The organism is Paenibacillus sp. YAE3 (assembly GCF_057546105.1).
On sequence record NZ_BAAIYF010000001.1, the window covers coordinates 360,349 to 378,836 of the forward strand.

Below are 18,488 nucleotides of genomic sequence, written 5' to 3' on the forward strand. Positions count from 1 at the left end.
ACCAGACCCCAAGCGGAGTTCCTCTAGCGACGCGAGAAAAATGCTCTTTTGACGAAAACAGCAAACATGACGATGTTTTAAGGAGAATCGCCCGCCGCTCGGTGAGCGGCGGGTCGATTCAACAGGATCTGCCAAGCTTCTGTTTTATTATTTGGTCGCGCCGTTGTTCAAATCTTTAATTTGCTGAGCCGCTTTATCCATCGCTGCTTTCGGATCCGCATTGTTGTCCCAAATTTCCGGCAGCGCCGCATTCACAGGACTCCATACGTTGCCCATTTCAGGAATGGAAGGCATCGGCTGCGAGTTTTTGGCTTGCTCTGCGAATGCCGAAATATACGGGTCGTTTTTGATTTGGTCGGATTCCAGCGCTTCCTTGTTCGTAGGGATGGAGCCGACTTTTTCGTTCAGCAGCAGCTGAGCGTCTTTGGTGGATGCGAACTCGGCGAACAATTGAGCCGCATTCGGGTATTTCGTAAACGAGTTGACGTACCATGCTTTAATACCGGAGAAGGAGATGGCTGTTTTGCCGCCGATCGTCGGAATCGGCGCGATGCCGAGGTTGTCGCCGAGCGCCTTTTTGTAGCCGCCAAGCTCCCAAGGTCCGTTGATGTCCATGGCCACGTCGCCGGAGTTAAACAAGCTGCGTTTGATGTCCGGGTTGATGTCCCCGCTCTTCACCGGCAAAATCGTTTTCAGCTCCTGGTACACTTTCAAGCTTTCCAGCGCGCCTTCGTTGTTGATGCCGATGTCGTCTTTGTCGGTGCCGTTTTTGCCGAAAATATATCCGCCGGTCGAGGCGATAAACGGATAGTTGAAGTACATGTTGCCCGTTTCCCACATGATGGCGTATTTTTTCTTGGCGTTATCCGTAAACGTTTTGCCGAAAGCGATGACATCTTCAAACGATTTAGGCGCTTCTTTCACGAGGGATTTGTTGTAATACAACGCGTAGGTTTCAGCCGCTCTCGGATATCCGAAAAGCGTGCCGTCGTAGGATACGCCTTGTACGGCTGCCTCGGTATTGTTTTTGGTGATTTCGTCCTTGAATGCTTCGTTTGGAAGCAGGAGGCCTGCTTCAACCGCTCTGCCCAAATTGTCATGCGGGAAAATAACGACGTCGGCGGCCAGCCCGGAAGGTCCGTCCTGGGACAGCTTCGTCACTTGGTCCGTTGGATTGACTTCTTCGATTTTGACCGGAATATTATATTTCGCCGTAAATTGCTTCGCGATTTCATCCGTAAACGTTCTTTCGTCTTTGCTCTCCCAAACGACCAGGGAAGCACCCTCTTCCGGTTGCAGCGCTTCCGCGCCAGCCTCGGTGTTGTTATTTTCGGCCGGAGCCGTCGATTCCGTATTGTTGTTGGACGGTGCCGGCTCCTCGGCCGTTTTGTTCGAGCTGCCGCAAGCCGTAATGGAAAACGCCATGGTCAGCGTCGCAGCCAAAGCCAAAAACTGTTTCATTTTCATTTCGCAATAACCCCTCTCCTGAAATTAATCTTTGTACGTCCCGATTTTAGCGCAAACGATTTCACAATCAGCAATAACGGTCCGCTTTTTATGTATGACAGACCATTTTTCATCGTCTCATTTCCAAGTAAGCGCTTTAATCATGGGTTTATCATACACGCCGTCTTTTGATTTGTAAAAACGTTTGCACAGCATATTTTCGGCTAAATTATCTCATTTACTGGTAAAAAGCCTCCTGTATCTCCGATTATCGCAGGTTTCCTTCGATTTACGGATGGATTTAATGCAAAATAACGGTGGAATAGGCTGGGAGCGAAACGATATTTTTGTTCATGGCGGCCGCATTGCTGCTGCTCTGAATGAGATCCTTGAAAGCCGACAGGCCGGCGGTTTCCAGCGATACTTCCTGCGGCTGGCCGGAAAGGTTATGCAGCACGAGCACCGTTTGCTCCGCGCTTTGGCGCTTGAACGAAACGATCGCCGGATTCCCGGTTTCGACGCTTGCCAGTTCCCCGTCGCGGAGGGCCGGCAGCTCGTTTCTCCAGCGGATCAGCGTCCGGTAAGCAGACAACAGGGAATCCTCCTGCTCCGTTTGGGTTTGAACATTGGCCTTCTCCCGGGTTTCGCCGCTGACGGCCGGTTTTTCCCAAAAGGTCTGGGCCTTGCTGTGCCCGTCCGCCGTCCATGCAAACGGTTCGCGGATATGCTCATCCGGCTTGGCGCCAAGCATGCCGATTTCTTCGCCGTAATAAATAAACGGGTTGCCCGGCAGCGTCAGCAAAAGCGCGGCGGCCATTCTGGCATGGTTTTCGTCGTTTCCGAGCTGGCTCATGACCCGGTCCTGATCGTGGTTCGACAAAAACACGGCGTCGACGAACCGGTTTCCGGACTTCTCCATGTAGAACCGGTGGGTGCGCTCGAGCGTAAAAGCCAAATTGTTGTCTTTCTCCTGCCGGACGGCGCTGAGGATGTTGTCCGCAAGGTTAAAATCGAACGCCGAATCGAAGGCCCGGTCCAAGTAGGGAGCGATGACGGCCGCGGATTGTTCCCATACCTCGCCCACCATGTATGCGTCAGGGTTGACGGCATTCATGGCGCTGCGGAACTCCTGCCACCATGCCGCGTTTTTGTCCGTGGTTGCCGTGCCGCGGTCGCTTTGCAGGTTTTCGTAAATATGCTTGGCGCCGTCCACCCGAAAGCCGTCCATGCCAAGCTTCAACCAAAACTGCCCGATGTCCTGGACCTCCTTGCGCACCTCCGGATTGTCGAAATTAAGATCGGGCATGCCTTCCCAAAAGGTGCCGAGATAATGCGAATCCCCGCGTTGAAACCACGGATTGCCGCTGCCCGCCGCGCTGGCGCCGGATGGAGCGATGCCCTGATCCTCCGCCCACACGTACCAGTCGCGGTGTTGGCTGTTTTTACTTTGGCTCGCCTCGATGAACCAGGGATGTTTCACGCTGGTGTGGTTCACGACCAGATCCATGATCACTTTGATCCCCCGCTTATGGGCTTCTTCGATCAGCTTTTTCATATCCTCCAGCGTTCCGTAATCGGGGTTGATGCTCCGGTAATCGGTAATGTCGTAGCCATGGTAGCTCGGAGACGGCTGCACCGGCATCAGCCAGATGCCCCCTACTCCCAAATCGTCATGGGTATCCGGATTGCCGTCGTTTAAATAGTCCAGCTTTTCCGTTAATCCCTTGAGATCCCCGATGCCGTCCCCGTTGGAATCCGCGAAAGACCGGACGAATACCTCGTAATAAACGGTCGACGGCTGCTCGCGAACCTGCGTTTTCGTTTCTCCTGCTCCCCCGGGCGCTTCCCCTTTCCTATCTGTCCCGGCGGATTCGCGCGGCCCTTCGACTGCCGCGTTCGGTTCCGACGGTTGGGCTTTTTGCGCCCCGGGACCTTCGCTGCCGCAGCCTGCCAGCAGCATGCCGGCCAATGCCGCAGCCGCCGCACCGCGCCCCCATCTTCCAATGGACGCCTGACTTGCCGTTTGCGCTCTATGCTTCATGTTCTCCTCCTTCGCAAAGTCATCAGACAATGTTAAGAAAACGGACGTTCAGGCAGCATGTCACGCTCTGCCGCACCACCATGGTTTGCCGCCCGTGCTTTCTTACTACGCAGGATACGCTGTCCGAAAACGCACGCGCAAGACATTTTTTTCTTCGCCGTTTTTCTTCCGGGCACCCCAAAACGACGCCAAAGCTTGGCCGATCCTTGACAGCCCGGCGCGATTGCAATATCGGAAATGGACCGATATCTGCCGGATTTTTCGCCGTTTCCGCGCCTTGTTCGGACAGACCCGGATGAACCGTATTTACAAGCGCACATGCTTTGGATTAAGATATCAAGTGAAAAAATAAGGTGAACATTTGAACAAAGGTTCCCGTCTATCCAGGAACGCAAACGGTTCCACAGGGAGGTCACCATGTCTGTAACGATAAAAGATGTCGCCAAAAAGGCGGGCGTTTCCCCCTCCACCGTGTCCCGTGTGCTGTCGAACAATACCAGAATCAGCCGGGAAACGTCCCAAAAGGTGCGGGACGTGATGGAGGAGCTCGGATACCACCCGAACATTATGGCCAAAAGCCTCGTGTCGAGAACAACCGAGAGCATTTGCGTCATTCTTCCCAAGCCTGCCGAGGAGCTGTTTCTGAATTTGTTCTTCATGGAGCTGATTCGCGGCATCGTCACCCAGGCCAACCGTTCGGGATATGACGTGCTGATCAGCTCCGGCGGAAGCGAACAGGAGGAGATCGAAGCCGTATCCCGGCTGCTCAAAGGCAAACGGGTCGACGGCGCGATTTTGCTGTATTCCCGAAGAGACGACCAGGTCGTCGAGTTTCTGAAAAAAAACCAGTTCCCGTTTGTCCTGATCGGGCGAAGCGAAAAATATCCGGACATCCTGTCCGTGGACAACGATAACGTGCAGGCAGCCTACGACGCTACCAAACATTTGATTTCGCTGGGGCATCGGCGGATCGGGTTTGTCAGCGGCCCGCCGAACCATATCGTTTCCCGCGACCGCCTGAAGGGCTACACGAACGCGCTGGAGGAATCCGGGCTCGAAATGCGCCGCGACTGGATCGTCGAAGGCGAATTTTTGCAGGAAAGCGGCTACCGCGCCATGTCCTTTTTCATGAATCTGCCCGAACGCCCGACGGCGCTGGTGGTGATGGACGATTTTGTTTCCCTGGGCGTCCTGCGCGGCCTTCATGAATTGGGCTACAAGGTTCCCGAAGATTTATGCATCGTCAGCTTCAACAATCTTTCGATCTCGGAACTCGCGTCGCCTCCGGTCAGCAGCATGGATATCGGCATATATAATCTCGGATACACCGCATCGCAAGCATTGATTCAGTCCATTCAACACGACGGGGAAAAAAATCTTCAAGAACGTTATATCATTCCCCACCGGCTGGTGATTCGGGAATCATCCGTCTACACGCCGCCGAAACAGAACTAACCGGACGAATGGCTGCCAATCGCGCTGGGCGATGGCCGGCCCGCCGGACAGATAAGAAGTCGTGACGCCCAATCGGGGCGTCCCCGCGGGATTCTCCCGCATAGATTTGGAACTTGGGGATGCAGCAGGCATGCCCTGCGCCAAAGCGGCATGTTCCCCCATGAAACGAGTACGAAATAAGCGGAGCATCAACGGTGCTTCTTTTATTTTCCGTTCGAGTTCAAACGTTTGCACAAACTTCGAGGAGGGACTTTCCATGACGCTTCATACTCCGATTCGCGCCTGCCTGTTCGATTTGGACGGCGTGTTGGTCGACACCGCAAAATATCACTATTTGGCCTGGAAGCGGCTTGCCGGAGAGCTTGGCTTCGAGTTTACCGAGCAGGACAATGAAAGGCTGAAAGGCGTAAGCCGGATGGCCTCGCTGGATATTTTGCTTTCCATCGGCGGCATCTCGCCCGATGACGACGCCCGCCTCGCGCTCGCCGAAAAAAAGGACGGCTGGTATGTGGATTACATTACCCGCATTGATGAATCCGAAATCCTTCCGGGCGCGCTGGACTTCCTGAAGGAGCTGAAAGCCGGCGGCATGCTAGTCGCGCTTGGCTCGGCCAGCAAAAACGCGATGACAATTCTGAACAATACGAAGCTGGCTCCTTATTTTGACGCCATCGTCGACGGGACCAAAACCGTCAGCGCCAAGCCCGATCCGGAGGTGTTTTTGCTTGGTGCCCGGGAACTAAGCGTCGATCCCGCCGCCTGCGTCGTGTTCGAGGATGCCGAGGCCGGCATCGAAGCCGCAATCCGCGCAGGCATGCGCAGCATCGGCGTCGGCTCCCCTGCGACGCTGGGCCGGGCCGATGCGGTCGTGTCGTCTTTGCGGGAAATGTCGCTGAACCGTCTTGCAGAAATCTTTCCATCCAGCTAATTTTCAACATATTTCCCTGGAAATTTTGGCTTGTGAAATTGGCTAAAAGCTTTTTGACCAGAAATTTGCACCCACCCATTTACCTCATAAAGGAGCCGATGATGATGAAACCGTATTTAAAGCTCGATCCATGGAATATCGTTGAAGAGGATTTTCAGCCGCATCTGCATGAAATATCCGAAAGCATTTTCAGCATTGGAAACGGATACATGGGGCAGCGCGCCAATTTCGAGGAGTCGTACAGCGGGCCTTCCCTTCAGGGCAGCTACATGGCCGGCGTTTATTATCCGGACAAAACCCGCGTGGGTTGGTGGAAAAACGGCTACCCGGAGTATTTTGCTAAAGTGCTGAACAGCACCAACTGGATCGGCATCGATATCGCCGTCGACGGACAGCCGCTCGATCTCGCATCCTGCAAGGTCACGGATTTCACCCGTGTGCTGAACATGAAGGAAGGCACGTTGTCGCGCGCGTTTACGGCCGAATTCGAAGGCGGCAAAAAAATCCGCGTCGATGCGATCCGTTTCGTCAGCATGGCCCGCCAAGAGATCGGTGCCATTCGTTACGCGGTTACGCCGCTGAATTTTGACGGCATCTTGACGGTCACCCCTTATCTGGACGGGGACGTGCAAAACCGGGACGCCAACTACGACGAAAAATTTTGGGTTGAAGTTGCGAAGGAATTCGGGGAACGCGATGCAGCGCTGACCGTCAAAACGAAAAAGCTCGATTTCCACCTGACCTCGGTCATGGCCTTTGAAATCGCCAAAAACGGCGAAGCCGTGAAGCTCGAAACCGAGCAGGTCGAGAAAGAGAAATACGTCGGCTTCCGCGCGCAAATCGAAGCGGCTGCAAATGAGCAGGTCGTCGTTTACAAATATGCGGCAAACGTCACCTCCCGCGACCATGGCCTGGGCCAGCTGATCGACGCCGGGCGTGCAGCTCTCCGCAGCGCGTTGGAAGCAGGTTTTGAAACGCTGTACCGGGAGCAGGTTCAGGCATGGGCCGATAAATGGCGGGACAGCGACATCGTGATCGAAGGAGACGTCGCGGCGCAGCAGGCGATCCGGTTTAACATTTTCCAGCTGAACCAGACGTACACCGGCGAAGACGACCGCCTGAACATCGGCCCCAAAGGGTTTACCGGCGAAAAATACGGCGGCAGTACCTATTGGGACACCGAAGCTTATTGCCTGCCGTTCTACTTGAGCACCGCCGACAGCTCCATCGCCCGCAACCTGCTCATATACCGCTACAAGCATTTGGAAAAAGCGAAGGAAAACGCACGCAAGCTCGGCTTCGCGAAAGGCGCCCTGTATCCGATGGTGACGATGAACGGCGAAGAATGCCATAACGAATGGGAAATCACCTTCGAGGAAATTCACCGGAACGGCGCGATCGCTTACGCCATTTACAATTACGTGAACTACACCGGGGATATCGACTACCTCGGCCAATACGGCCTGGAGGTGCTCGCCGAAATTTCGCGTTTCTGGGAGGAGCGCGTCAACTACGTCGCCGCGAAGGATCAATACATGATGCTTGGCGTGACGGGGCCGAACGAATACGAAAACAACGTCAACAACAACTGGTACACCAACCGGATCGCGGCCTGGACGCTGGAATATACGCTCGAAGTGCTCGATTATTTGCGGGAGAACGAGCCATCGCGTTATCGCGAGCTGATCGATAAGCTGGAATTGACCGAAGCGGAAACCTCGAAATGGAAGGACATCATCGCCAAAATGTATTATCCGTTCGATGACGAACGTCGAATATTCCTGCAGCAGGACGGCTTCCTCGACAAAGACCTGACGCCTGTCAAAGAGCTGGATCCGGTCCACCTGCCGCTGAACCAAAACTGGTCCTGGGACCGCATTTTGCGTTCGGCGTACATCAAGCAGGCCGATGTCTTGCAAGGGCTGTTCTTCCTGGGAGACCGCTACGACCTGGAAACGAAAAAACGGAACTTCGATTTCTACGAGCCGCTCACGGTGCACGAGTCCTCCCTCTCGCCTTGCGTTCACTCCATCATCGCGTGCGAGCTGGGCTACAGGGAAAAAGCGTACGAAATGTACCTGCGCACATCGCGCCTCGACCTTGACAATTACAACAACGACACCGAAGACGGCTGTCATATTACGAGCATGGCCGGCACCTGGATGTCCGTGGTTTACGGTTTCGGCGGCTTGAAGGTTCAAGACGGCGTTCTGCGCCTGAATCCGTTTAATCCGGGGCACTGGACGTCCTTCTCCTTTAAGGTCATGTTCCGCGGATCGCGCCTGAAAGTCACTGTCGGGGAGCACGACGTGATCGTGGCCAACGAGTCGGAAACGGCAGCCGAAGTTTGCGTTTATGGAAAAAAACATACGGTTCATGGCCTGAGCCATGTCCAAATCGGGCACGCTTTGCAAGGCTAGCTCATGGTTGCCTCCCGTCCATGTCACGTATTGCAGACCTAGGGGATTTGATTCATGTTCAATGATTGTTCTATCAACAAGGTGAACACTCCCTTGGATTTCACTGCGATGGCTTTCGCAGGATCTATTCCCTCAACGGAGTAAATCTCTGAACCAACTTCGTATTCGTTTGAAAAGGTTCCGTGATATTCTATGTTTTCGTCGGTCGCAAAGGATTCAACTTCGCCGATTTTCGGCCCGACTTTGTGCAGCTTTTCATCCGTTTCTTTATAAAATGCGTTGTTCCAGTTAACAAAATTAAAAGCCCATGATGTTAAAGCACGAACCCCTGCAGGCTTCTTATGATTGCAGCCGATCACCAATACCAACAACATCGACAAAAAAAGTAACGCATAATGGCTTCGCTTAACTATAAAGAACACCTCCTAAACGCAGTCACTTCAAATATATACCAATTTTGATGATCGGCAAAGACGTCGACGATCCCTGAACCATCCTTCTCCAAACGCCAAACAAGCCGGCAGCGTATCGCTGCCGGCTTGTTCATATGGCTCCTTGGCTTACGGGATGATGATTTGCTGCCCGATTTTCAGGCCGCGGACATTGGTGATGCCGTTTGCTTTGGCGATTTTCTCCCAGTCCACGCCGAACCGGAGTCCGATGCGGTACAGGTTGTCGCCTTTTTTGATGACGTATACTTTACCGTTTGCGGACGGCTTGTCTGTCTCCGGTTTAGGTGCAGGCTTCGTTTCAGGCTGCGACGGTTTCTCCGGAACCGTAGGAACCGGAGGCTGTTCCGGCTTTGTTGGTACGGTTGGAGTTTTCGCCGGAGGCGTCGTTGTGTCCGTCGATGGCGCAGGCCCGCTTACGGACAGATCAAGCGCATATTTCGCAAAGCCGTTGCCGCCGTCGCCGACATACGTCATGTTTTTGCTTTTCGCTACCAGATCTTTGGCGTCCGGAGACGACGTAAACGTGACGTTCAGCTTTTTGTCGACCTTAGCAAACGACCAGTTGTTGTCCGCGGAAGGATTGATCGTGCCGTTGTCGCGGATGTAATCGATAATGACCTGACGGTTTTCGTCCGGAGCCGCCATGATGATCCGTTTGCCGTCCGGATTCGCCAGCTTGGAAGACGAAGCGCGGTAGTTATTGGTCGCCACGACGAATTTTTGCTTCGGATCGATCGGTTTGCCGTTGAATTGCAGGTTTTTGATGCGGTTCGCGTTCGGGTTGACCACGTTGCCTTTCAGGTCGTATTTGTTCGGCTGCGTCACGTCGATTTGATAAGTCACGCCGTCGATGACGTCATAGTTGTACGTCGGGAAGTCGTTATTGATAAGCGGCTGCTCCGTCGTTTTCGAAGGATCGATTTGGTTGAACTGTCCCGCGGACCATTCAAGCCAGTTTTTCAATTCCTCGCCGTTGACGACGACGGCATGCACCGTATTCGGGTATACGTACAGGTCGGACACGTTTTTGATTGCGATCGTGCCGGCCGGAATGTTCGTGTAATACGAAGCGCCCGAACGTCCGCCCGCCTTAAACGGAGCGCCTGCGGACAGCACCGGAAGATTTTCGTATTCCGTGCCCTTCAGGTTCTTTTCCACGTACCATTTTTGCGCGTTGGTTACGATTTGGATGGACGGATCGTCCTGCACGAGCGCAAAATAGCTGTTGATCGGCGCCGTGGTTTTGCCTACCGGACCGCGAACGTATTCGATCGTGGCGTCATGCTCGGTTTTTACCGCATCGACGATTTTCGGGTCGGCGTCGACCAGCGCCTTTTTGTTGGTTACGTCGTACACGGCGCGGGTTTCGGTTTTGGAATCGACGACCTTCCATTTGCCGTCCACCTTTTCAAGGTCCAAATCGATGATGCCGAGATGGTCCCCCCAATATCCCGGTTCGACGGAAGGAACGCCGTTGATGGTGCCTTTTTCGAGGTCTACCCCTTTTTTGCCCTTGAATTCGGCGCTCGGGAAGGTTTTATGCGCATGCCCGAACATGATCGCGTCGATGCCTTCGACCTGGCTCAAATAAAGCACGGAGTTTTCCATCAATTCCGTTTGCGGAATCTCCTCGAAGCCGGAGTGCGGAACCGCGACGACGATGTCGGCGCCTTCTTTTTTCATTTGCGGCACGAACTTTTTGGCGGTCTGGATGATGTCCTTGGCGATGACTTTGCCGACCAAATTGGCGCTGTCCCACTGCATGATTTGCGGCGGGGCAAAAGCAATCACGCCGACTTTGACGGTCTGCTCCTGGCCGTTTTCGTCAATCACTTTTTTGTTCAGGATGGTATAAGGGGTAAAATAGTTCACGTCATTGCTTTCGTCCTGATCCCCGTCGTCCTTGTAAATGTTGGCGTTGACGATCGGGAAGTCGGCTCCTTGTTCGGCCAGCTTCAAAAAATCGAGCCCGTAGTTGAATTCATGGTTCCCTACGCCGCCCGCGTCATAGTCCATCAAGTCCATGGCTTTATACACGGGATGAATTTGGCCCGGCTTGAGCGGGTTTACTTTCGCTACGTAATCGCCCAGCGGATTGCCCTGCAGCAGGTCGCCGTTGTCGAACAGCAGGCTGTTCTTGGCTTCCTTGCGCGCAGCGTTGATCAGGCTGGCCGTTTTGGCGAATCCGTATTCGTCCGTCGGCTTGTCCGCATAGTAGTCATAGTTGACCATGTTGACATGCAAATCGGATGTTTCCATCAAACGGAGTTTGACCTTCGGGTTCGCCGTGCTTCCGTCGGCATAGGCCGCAAACGGGAGCGCCAGCACATTGAATGCCACGGCGGCGGCTGTAATGGTTTTTGCTACTTTTTTACGGGACTTCGACATGTTACCCCTCCTTGAAAATATGTACCTGATAAGTACATTGCATGGACCTTTTGTAACCGTTTTCTAAAGTGACCAGCGGTTAAATATGTTTTAGATCCACTAGTAGTTTAAATCCATTTCCAGCCAAAATAAAGACAAATGCATCCAAATGGCCAAAAATAATACCCGGGACCCTGTCCCGAGTATTATGGAAGATGTGACATACGTTTATATAGTCCTAAAATCCCGCAAAAAGCCCTGTTTTTACTCGATCCATTCATGTCTTTCGCCGTTTTCCGACACATGGATCATGCGGATCGGCTTGATTTTCAAAACAACGTAGTCCGGGTCCTCGGGTCCGGTGAAGCTGGCTTTGAATTCGGGTTTCCAGAAGTGCTCGCGAAGCTCCCCGTCATTCGTGATGCTGCAGGTTCCTTCGATTTCCGCCCAGCCTTCGGCGCTCCCGTTTTCATACCCGAACAGCAGGGAAACATGCGGGTTTTCCTCCAGCTCCTCCACTTTATGCGTCTTCCGGTCCGTAATGAGATAAATGCTGAGGCCCCTGTTGTACAGCATCATGTACCGCTGCTTGGGCTTGTTTCCCTCCACGGTGGCAAACGCGCAATATTCATGGTGGTCCAAAATTTTGACGATGTTTTGCTCCATGACGATCCGGGTTTCCATGTACAATGCTTCTCCTTCCGAATAAAACGGTGAACTGCTGTAAAGGTAGTGTGCCCGCTTCGGAACGGGATGAATCATTCAGAAGGATTTTTCAATATTTAGCTGCCTTTTGGAAGCCGTTTTCGAGTATGATAAACATATATGCTCATCGGGAATGACGGTCAAAATCCGGAAGAAGCAAATATCACCTTTAAAAGGAGTCACCATGAAACGATTGATATGGATCGGATGTCTATCTTACTTTTTGATCGGGCTGGCCCATGTGGTGCTTGGCTCGGTGCTCCCCGTGCTGCTTGAACATTACGGCCGCGAATACAGCCAAGGGGGCACGCTCATTTTTACCCAGTTTGCCGGTTTTCTGGCAGGCGTCCTCGCCTCCCCGCTTCTCAACCGGCGGTTCGGCAAAAGGGGCGGGCTGCTGATCGCCATTTCCCTGCTTTGCGCAGCCGAGCTTGCGTACCTGCTGCTGCCGCCGTGGGGATGGTTGTACCCGATCGCGGTATGCGCCGGATTTGGGTTCGGCATGATCGAAGCGGTCATCGGGACGATCATCATCGCGGCGATCAAGGAAAAAACGGCGGTTGCCATGAGCCGGCTCGAAGTCTTATTCGGAGTCGGTGCGATGGTGATGCCGCTGATTGCCAGCGGATTCATCTCCCAAGGCTGGTGGCGTTTTTCCTTCCTCGTCATTTCCTTGTTTGCTCTGGCGACGCTGCTGCTGTGGGCCAAAAGCTCGTTTGGGGAAATCGACGCGGAGCTCCGTGCCAAGAAGCCGGCAGCAAACGTCGGCGGTTCGGACATCAGCAAGGCTGCACGCCAAAAACGTTTTCCGTATCAGGGAAAATCCTGGGGAATCCTGGCGCTGTTTATGGTCTTTTTCTTTCTTTATGTCGGCACGGAAATGAGTTTAGCCAACTTCATGCCTGCCATTCTCATTGAGAAAATCGGCATGAAGGAAGCCGGCGCGGCGCTTAGCGTCACCTGCTTCTGGATCGCGATGTCCGTCGGGCGGATTTTCGCGGGGACCGTCGCCGAGCGGATCCATTACCGCGTTTATGTTTTTTACAGCTGCGCCGCCACGCTGGTGCTGCTCGCCGTATTTCCTTTTACCGCCGCGGTCTGGTCCGCGTTTGCCGTCATCCTGCTGCTTGGGTTGTTTATGTCCGGCATCTTTTCGATCGCCCTTGTCTTTGCGAGCAAGCTGCTGGCAGGAACCGAAGAATCGACGCCAAGCATCCTGATCGCCTCGGGCGGCGTCGGGGGAGCGGTGCTGCCCCTGATCATCGGCTGGTGCATGGACCATCTGGAGGTGAACCAAACCTCGTGGATGCTCGCTTTGTTTACGCTTTTTATGGTCGCGCTCAGCTTCGCGGCATATGTTTTGCAGCGCAGGCAGCTCCAAGCCGCCGAACGACGGCAGGAAATCGCGCAGGAGGCTTGCAGCAACTGAAGCAATCGACGGGCAACCGGCGTTTATTTCAATTTCGAAATGCCGCCGCTGATCAGGTTCACCTTGATATCGATCTTCCCGATGCTGTCCGAATCCAGATCGATTTCCCCCTTGGCGCTTAATCGATGCCAGGCATCGGGCATATTCCGGCGGAGTATGCCCGATAGCCCATAGGCGTCGACGTCCATTTCCAAGGCTTTTAAGTAGGTTCTCATCACCTGTTGCTTCACTTCCCTCGCAGCTTCCATTTCCAGTTCCCTCTTGTTCAGTCTGGCGTTCAGCTGCGGAATCGTGGCCTGCATGGACACGCTAATGTCGAAAACGGGCTTGCCCTGCCTCAGCTTCGGACGGATCGAGGGCTTGATTTTGTTCATGACCAACATGGCCTGTACTTTTTTCTCCTGCTTGACCGCAAGCGGGGTTCTTCTCGTTTTCTTTTCCAGCCACCTCAGGCCCAGGATATTCTCCGACACGAGGCATCCCCGGAATTTCTGGTTATTCAAAAAACAGACCCCGGTCATGCTGACGTTGGGCGAAGGTTTTCCGTCTTCCGTCCATCCCGGCATGATTTCGACGTACGGCAGCAGAACCGTCTCGCCCTTCTCTTTCCATTTCCATATAAACTTGTAAAGGTACAGCGGGGCGATGACCGAGCTCTGTTCATAGATCCGCATCGGGCTGTTAAGCTGGGAGTATACGACCGACAGCTCGTTGATGGATTTCGTATTGAGCACCTCTTCCAACGGATCCCGGGTGGCCATCGTCCAGACGGTATACCGGAATTCGTAATAACGGTCCCATACCTCCAGCACCTGATCCACGATGCCATGCTTCAAGGCAGCCTCGCTGAAAACGATCGACTTTACGTTGCTCCACGAGATCCTTTGCGGGCTGGAAGCGTACAAATTAAAAATCGCCTCATCGAACGAAGCCCCTCCCGCTTTTCCGACGGAGGTCTTCTGCTGCTGCATCTGTCCCGACTCCTTTTTGGCGATGCCGCTGAAATTAACCATTTGGATGTAAACGACAACCTGGTTTTCAACGTAATCGACCCCGATCGTATTAACGTAAATCATGTGTTCGATTTCCCTTGCTCCCCAGCAGCCCGTAAGCGGAACGATCAAGAGCGCCGCGGCAAGGAGGCAGCGAACCCAACGCACGTTTTTCATCCCTTTTTCCCCGCCTTGCTGGTGAACTCGCCTTTTCCCCATGGCATCCGAAACAGGATTTTATACATCTCCCTGAATCTCGGAGGACTTACCGGAGACAAATAGAACGTGCCGAAAGAGCGCAGGTTGACCATGAACAGGACCAAAGCCAGCAGGCAGAACAGCGTGCCGAACAACCCCAACAGCCCGCTGATCAGAAGCACGAGAATGCGAAACAGACTGACGATGTTGACCAGGGACTGGTTCACCAAAGTAAACGTCGCAAGCACCGATATGGCGATGACGACGATCGTCCCCGGGCCCGCAATCCCTGCGCTGATGGCAGCTTGGCCGATGATCAGCCCGCCCACGACCGATAAGGTCTGTCCAAACGCGGAAGGTAGCCTCATGCCTGCTTCGCGGAAAATCTCGAACAACAGCAGCATCACCATCGCCTCCAGAGGAGCCGGGAGCGGCACGCCCTGCCTGGAATTCACCAAGGTCGCCAGCAGCGTAAAAGGGATTTGGTCCTGATGGTACGTCGTCAGCGCAATCCAAAACCCCGGCAGGAACAGGGAAAGCAGCACGCCGCAAATCCGCAAAAAACGCGTAAAAGCAACCACGACATTGACGAGATGCGCGTCCTCCGAGGAGTTGAGCAGAAAGTTGAAGCTCGCCGGGGCGATGAGCACCGTCGGAGCGCCGCTCATGACGATCGCAAATTTCCCGTGAAGCAGCGCGTTGACGGCATAGTCCGGCCTTCCCGTATAAGTCATCAGCGGAAAAAGCGAGAAGCCCGTCAATATCTCTTCGAGTTGGCTGTTGCTCACAAGGCCTTTGACGTTCACGCGGGAAAGTTTCGTTCGGATCTCCTGCAGGACATGCTCCTGGATCGTCTCCTTATGGTACAGAAGATGAACTTTCGTCGACGTTTCGGAACCGATCGTAAACTCCTCGACGGCAAGGAGATGGGTCTTCAGCCGTCTTCGGATCAAAGCGATATTGGTGTACGAGTCCTCGATAAAACCGTCCCTCGGCCCCCTCGTCGAAACCTCCGTGTTCGGCTCCTCCGGCTGCCGTTTGGGCGCATTGGTCATAATCATCGAGTAGCAGCTGTTCGACGGCGCGAAGATCAGCAGAAGGTCTCCCGCGAGCACGGTCTCTTTCATTGCCGCCTCCCTTTGGTCCTCGGGGATCGGGTCCATGGGGAACGGAATTTTGCGCGGCCAATCCATCTCGTCCGACAGCAGGATCTGCTCCGGTATATTCATCAGTTCGGGCACGACCCATTGCTCCACTCTTGCCGTATCGGACAATCCCTGGCAGTAAATCAGCTGAACCGAATAACCCGGTACCGATAACGGAATCGTTTTTCTTCGGATATCCGAGCTTGATCCAAACAGCTCCGTAACGATGCCTTCGATGGCCTGGGCTTCCTTTCGTTCACGGCTTTTCACGATATTCTCCCCCTTCGCCGGGCCAAGCCGATCAGCCCCGTGATGATCACCGAAAAAGCCACTATTCCCCACACCGATACGGGAAGCACATAGACGGACAGGGCCTTCATAAAATACCGGTCGCTGAAAGGAACGGCCATGATGATCAGGATCGCGATAAAAATCCCCCCCAGCACCCACGCTTTCTCTTTTTTGCCCTTCACCCGAAAAACGTCGAGAATGAGGAACAAAGCGAGCGAAATTCTCAAAAATGCGCCGCAGAACCATTGGTAGACGCTAAAAAAGTCCAGATGCTCGACGTATCGGCCAATGTTCAGGAGCCTCCATTGCTCGTAAGCAGGAAACCGGAGCTTGCCCGCTTCGTCCGCCCCGAATTCGACGATGGCGCCCATGACGGGCCCCAGAGTAAGTCCTAAAAAAAGCAAAACCGTGACGGCCAAGGAAACATAGGTTATGCGCGTTCGGATATGATGCTGCAAAAAGAAGATCATGATGACTTCGGCAAAGCCGGCCCCCGCATAAAGCGTCCCCTTCCACACGGGCCCCATGCCAAGTTCAAGCATCGGCTTCAGCAAGGAGTAGTCCTTGTGGGGCATATTAAACGACATGACAAAAAAGCCAAGCACAATCACCATCGGCAGCAATAAACTCGCGGTATTGGCAACGGATTGAATGCCCAAAAAAGCGTTTAAAGCCGAGATCAGAAGGAACAGAAACGAAAAGATCATAATGGGCGTTTCGGGAGAGAAGGTCAGATGAATCCAATATACGGTATCCCGGGTCGTTACCGCGCAAATGGCAAACAGGTACAAACCAATGAAAACGGCCAAAACGCGGCCCACGATCGGATGATAGGCTTTGGCCAACCAATCGAACAGATGGCGTTTATTGAGTTTCGCCATGCCCGCATAAAGAAATGCCGCCCATACGAGCGTGAGTCCGCATGCCAGCAGCACCGAAATCCAGGCGTCCCGTTTTGCCGCGTCAAGCAAAATAGGAATGATGATGACATGATTCAGCAGGCCGGTGCTCAGCATCAAAATCATGACCGTTTGAATGAACGAAATGCTTGTTTTGATTTTCCTCAGCCCCCTGTAAAAACCAGACTCCTTTCATCCTTATAGTGGCATTTCTACGGGCATTTATACGCTGGCTTGTCCAGCCGCGCGGCCGAAAGCGTTGAATTATTCCGAGCTTAGGACTATAATACCAATGTAATAACCCGTTAACTTCATAAGAATCCGGGGTGCTGGAATCGGCCGGCTGAGATTGTATCCCTCCAAGATACTGACCCTTAAACCTGATCTGGGTAATGCCAGCGTAGGAAAAGCCATCGTCATGGCGTTCGCCATGTCATCCTTGCGCCTTAAGCGTCCCGCATCCGGGGCGCTTTTTTTGTTGAATGATCGGACCTTCCGGCGAAAATAAAGACGGCCGCGGTCCCGTGATTCGCCTCCAGATATGGAAACGCGATTCTTTTGCAAAATGAAGGGGATTAAATGGACAAGGGAGAGAGAAACGCAATGAAAACGAAAAAAATCGGACTGTTTTTGCTGGCATTCCTGCTTGTGCTGGTTACGGCCGCTTGCGGAAGCAAAAACGCCCAAACGACGGGCCAAGGAACGCCTTCCGGGGAAACCTCCTCGGCCGGCGGCGGCGAGCCCAAAAAGCTGAAGGATGTCAAAGTCGTGCTGGACTGGACGCCGAACACGAACCATACGGGACTCTACGTCGCCAAAGAAAAGGGGTACTACCAAGAAGAAGGCCTGAACGTCGACATCGTGCAGCCGGGAGCCGGCGGCGCGGAGGCGATGGTGGCATCGGGCAAGGTGCCGTTTGGCGTGAGCGTGCAGGAAAACGTCACCCAAGCGCGCACGCAAGGCGTTCCGCTCGTGTCGATCGCGGCGGTGATCCAGCATAACACTTCCGGTTTTGCCGCGCCCGTGGACCGGAACATCAAACGGCCGAAGGATTTTGAAGGCAAAACGTACGGCGGCTGGGGCTCCCCGGTGGAAAAAGCCGTGATCGATTCGATCATGGACATCGACAAGGCCGACGTCAGCAAGCTGAAAATCGTCAACATGGGCGAAGCGGATTATTTTACGGCGGTGAAACGCGACATCGATTTCGCCTGGATTTTCTACGGCTGGACCGGCATCGAAGCCGAGCTCCGCAAGGAGCCGCTCGATATGCTGTACGTCAAAGACTTCTCCGACAAGCTGGATTATTACACGCCGGTCCTCGTCACCAATGAAAAGCAGATCAAGGAAGATCCGGAGCTGGTCAAAGCGTTTATGCGCGCTACCTCCAAAGGTTATCAATTCGCGATTGAGCATCCCGAGGATGCAGCCAACATCTTGATCAAAGCCGTGCCCGAGCTCGACAAGGATCTCGTCATGGCCAGCCAGAAGTGGCTCAGCCCGAAATACCAGGACGACGCCAAGCGCTGGGGCGAGCAGAAGGAACAGGTATGGAAAGGATATTCGGATTGGATGTACGAGCATAAGCTGCTCGACAAGCCGCTGGACGTCGAAAACGCGTTTACGAACGACTTTTTGCCGCAGCAATAGGTAAGGATCGCTGTACCAAGCGAACCCGCTGCGTGATTTAAAGCAATCATCAAATTTTAAAAGGACGTGA

The 18,488-nt window shown here is 53.7% G+C and carries 13 protein-coding genes and 1 riboswitch; of the genes, 5 read left to right on the top strand and 8 right to left on the bottom strand.

Features of this window, described 5'->3' with window-relative positions:
• Positions 1-147 precede the first annotated feature (147 nt).
• Together AC27KL_RS01655 and AC27KL_RS01660 are read right to left on the bottom strand one after the other, a co-directional pair.
• Positions 148-1,467, bottom strand: coding sequence for a sugar ABC transporter substrate-binding protein (locus AC27KL_RS01655; RefSeq protein WP_487168567.1), 1,320 nt, complete (start codon positions 1,465-1,467; stop codon positions 148-150).
• A 280-nt stretch (positions 1,468-1,747) separates the two neighbouring features.
• Positions 1,748-3,487 carry an alpha-amylase family glycosyl hydrolase gene (locus AC27KL_RS01660; protein WP_487168568.1) on the bottom strand — a complete coding sequence of 580 codons (1,740 nt, stop codon included), beginning with the start codon at positions 3,485-3,487 and terminating at the stop codon, positions 1,748-1,750.
• 417 nt (positions 3,488-3,904) lie between these two features.
• Here AC27KL_RS01660 and AC27KL_RS01665 point away from each other — a divergent pair, with 417 nt between their 5' ends.
• The 3 genes from AC27KL_RS01665 to AC27KL_RS01675 all read left to right on the top strand — a co-directional run bounded on the left by AC27KL_RS01665 (position 3,905) and on the right by AC27KL_RS01675 (position 8,290).
• The gene (locus AC27KL_RS01665; protein WP_339323146.1) at positions 3,905-4,942 is read left to right on the top strand and encodes a LacI family DNA-binding transcriptional regulator; all 1,038 of its coding nucleotides are present in this window, start codon (positions 3,905-3,907) and stop codon (positions 4,940-4,942) included.
• 256 nt (positions 4,943-5,198) lie between these two features.
• Positions 5,199-5,870 carry a beta-phosphoglucomutase gene (pgmB, locus tag AC27KL_RS01670; RefSeq protein WP_487168569.1) on the top strand — a complete coding sequence of 224 codons (672 nt, stop codon included), beginning with the start codon at positions 5,199-5,201 and terminating at the stop codon, positions 5,868-5,870.
• A gap of 104 nt (positions 5,871-5,974) precedes the next feature.
• Entirely contained in the window at positions 5,975-8,290 is a 2,316-nt protein-coding gene (locus AC27KL_RS01675) for a glycoside hydrolase family 65 protein (RefSeq protein ID WP_487168570.1), read from the top strand.
• Between the two features lie 38 nt (positions 8,291-8,328).
• On the opposite strand, the gene AC27KL_RS01680 is transcribed toward AC27KL_RS01675, so the two are convergent.
• The 3 genes from AC27KL_RS01680 to AC27KL_RS01690 all read right to left on the bottom strand — a co-directional run bounded on the left by AC27KL_RS01680 (position 8,329) and on the right by AC27KL_RS01690 (position 11,793).
• Positions 8,329-8,670, bottom strand: coding sequence for a hypothetical protein (locus AC27KL_RS01680; protein WP_487168571.1), 342 nt, complete (start codon positions 8,668-8,670; stop codon positions 8,329-8,331).
• A gap of 180 nt (positions 8,671-8,850) precedes the next feature.
• Positions 8,851-11,130 carry a bifunctional 2',3'-cyclic-nucleotide 2'-phosphodiesterase/3'-nucleotidase gene (locus tag AC27KL_RS01685; RefSeq protein ID WP_487168572.1) on the bottom strand — a complete coding sequence of 760 codons (2,280 nt, stop codon included), beginning with the start codon at positions 11,128-11,130 and terminating at the stop codon, positions 8,851-8,853.
• 243 nt (positions 11,131-11,373) lie between these two features.
• A complete protein-coding gene (locus AC27KL_RS01690; RefSeq protein WP_036713466.1) occupies positions 11,374-11,793 on the bottom strand; it encodes a pyridoxamine 5'-phosphate oxidase family protein in 420 nt (139 codons plus the stop codon).
• A 205-nt stretch (positions 11,794-11,998) separates the two neighbouring features.
• Here AC27KL_RS01690 and AC27KL_RS01695 point away from each other — a divergent pair, with 205 nt between their 5' ends.
• On the top strand, positions 11,999-13,243 hold the full coding sequence (locus AC27KL_RS01695) for an MFS transporter (RefSeq protein WP_487168573.1): 1,245 nt from the start codon (positions 11,999-12,001) through the stop codon (positions 13,241-13,243).
• A 23-nt stretch (positions 13,244-13,266) separates the two neighbouring features.
• Here AC27KL_RS01695 and AC27KL_RS01700 read toward each other — a convergent pair whose 3' ends face one another.
• From AC27KL_RS01700 to AC27KL_RS01710, 3 genes are read right to left on the bottom strand one after another with little or no spacing between them, the layout of a single operon-like run.
• Positions 13,267-14,412 carry a Ger(x)C family spore germination protein gene (locus AC27KL_RS01700; RefSeq protein WP_487168574.1) on the bottom strand — a complete coding sequence of 382 codons (1,146 nt, stop codon included), beginning with the start codon at positions 14,410-14,412 and terminating at the stop codon, positions 13,267-13,269.
• A complete protein-coding gene (locus AC27KL_RS01705) occupies positions 14,409-15,848 on the bottom strand; it encodes a spore germination protein (protein WP_487168575.1) in 1,440 nt (479 codons plus the stop codon). The genes AC27KL_RS01700 and AC27KL_RS01705 overlap by 4 nt, the downstream gene beginning before the upstream one ends.
• Positions 15,845-16,885 carry a GerAB/ArcD/ProY family transporter gene (locus AC27KL_RS01710; protein ID WP_487168576.1) on the bottom strand — a complete coding sequence of 347 codons (1,041 nt, stop codon included), beginning with the start codon at positions 16,883-16,885 and terminating at the stop codon, positions 15,845-15,847. Before AC27KL_RS01710 ends, AC27KL_RS01705 begins: the two co-directional genes overlap by 4 nt.
• Before the next feature lie 195 nt (positions 16,886-17,080).
• Positions 17,081-17,192: riboswitch (TPP riboswitch) on the top strand.
• Between the two features lie 179 nt (positions 17,193-17,371).
• On the opposite strand from AC27KL_RS01710, the gene AC27KL_RS01715 reads away from it, so the two are divergent.
• Positions 17,372-18,418 carry an ABC transporter substrate-binding protein gene (locus AC27KL_RS01715; RefSeq protein ID WP_487168577.1) on the top strand — a complete coding sequence of 349 codons (1,047 nt, stop codon included), beginning with the start codon at positions 17,372-17,374 and terminating at the stop codon, positions 18,416-18,418.
• Positions 18,419-18,488 lie beyond the last annotated feature (70 nt).

Coding starts and splice junctions, on each gene's coding strand:
- AC27KL_RS01690 (WP_036713466.1), bottom strand. CDS start 11,793: ATGGAAACCCGGATCGTCATGGAGCAAAACATCGTCAAAATTTTGGAC.
- AC27KL_RS01660 (WP_487168568.1), bottom strand. CDS start 3,487: ATGAAGCATAGAGCGCAAACGGCAAGTCAGGCGTCCATTGGAAGATGG.
- AC27KL_RS01655 (WP_487168567.1), bottom strand. CDS start 1,467: ATGAAAATGAAACAGTTTTTGGCTTTGGCTGCGACGCTGACCATGGCG.
- AC27KL_RS01710 (WP_487168576.1), bottom strand. CDS start 16,885: ATGCTGAGCACCGGCCTGCTGAATCATGTCATCATCATTCCTATTTTG.
- AC27KL_RS01715 (WP_487168577.1), top strand. CDS start 17,372: ATGAAAACGAAAAAAATCGGACTGTTTTTGCTGGCATTCCTGCTTGTG.
- AC27KL_RS01675 (WP_487168570.1), top strand. CDS start 5,975: ATGAAACCGTATTTAAAGCTCGATCCATGGAATATCGTTGAAGAGGAT.
- AC27KL_RS01700 (WP_487168574.1), bottom strand. CDS start 14,412: ATGAAAAACGTGCGTTGGGTTCGCTGCCTCCTTGCCGCGGCGCTCTTG.
- AC27KL_RS01665 (WP_339323146.1), top strand. CDS start 3,905: ATGTCTGTAACGATAAAAGATGTCGCCAAAAAGGCGGGCGTTTCCCCC.
- AC27KL_RS01695 (WP_487168573.1), top strand. CDS start 11,999: ATGAAACGATTGATATGGATCGGATGTCTATCTTACTTTTTGATCGGG.
- pgmB (WP_487168569.1), top strand. CDS start 5,199: ATGACGCTTCATACTCCGATTCGCGCCTGCCTGTTCGATTTGGACGGC.
- AC27KL_RS01685 (WP_487168572.1), bottom strand. CDS start 11,130: ATGTCGAAGTCCCGTAAAAAAGTAGCAAAAACCATTACAGCCGCCGCC.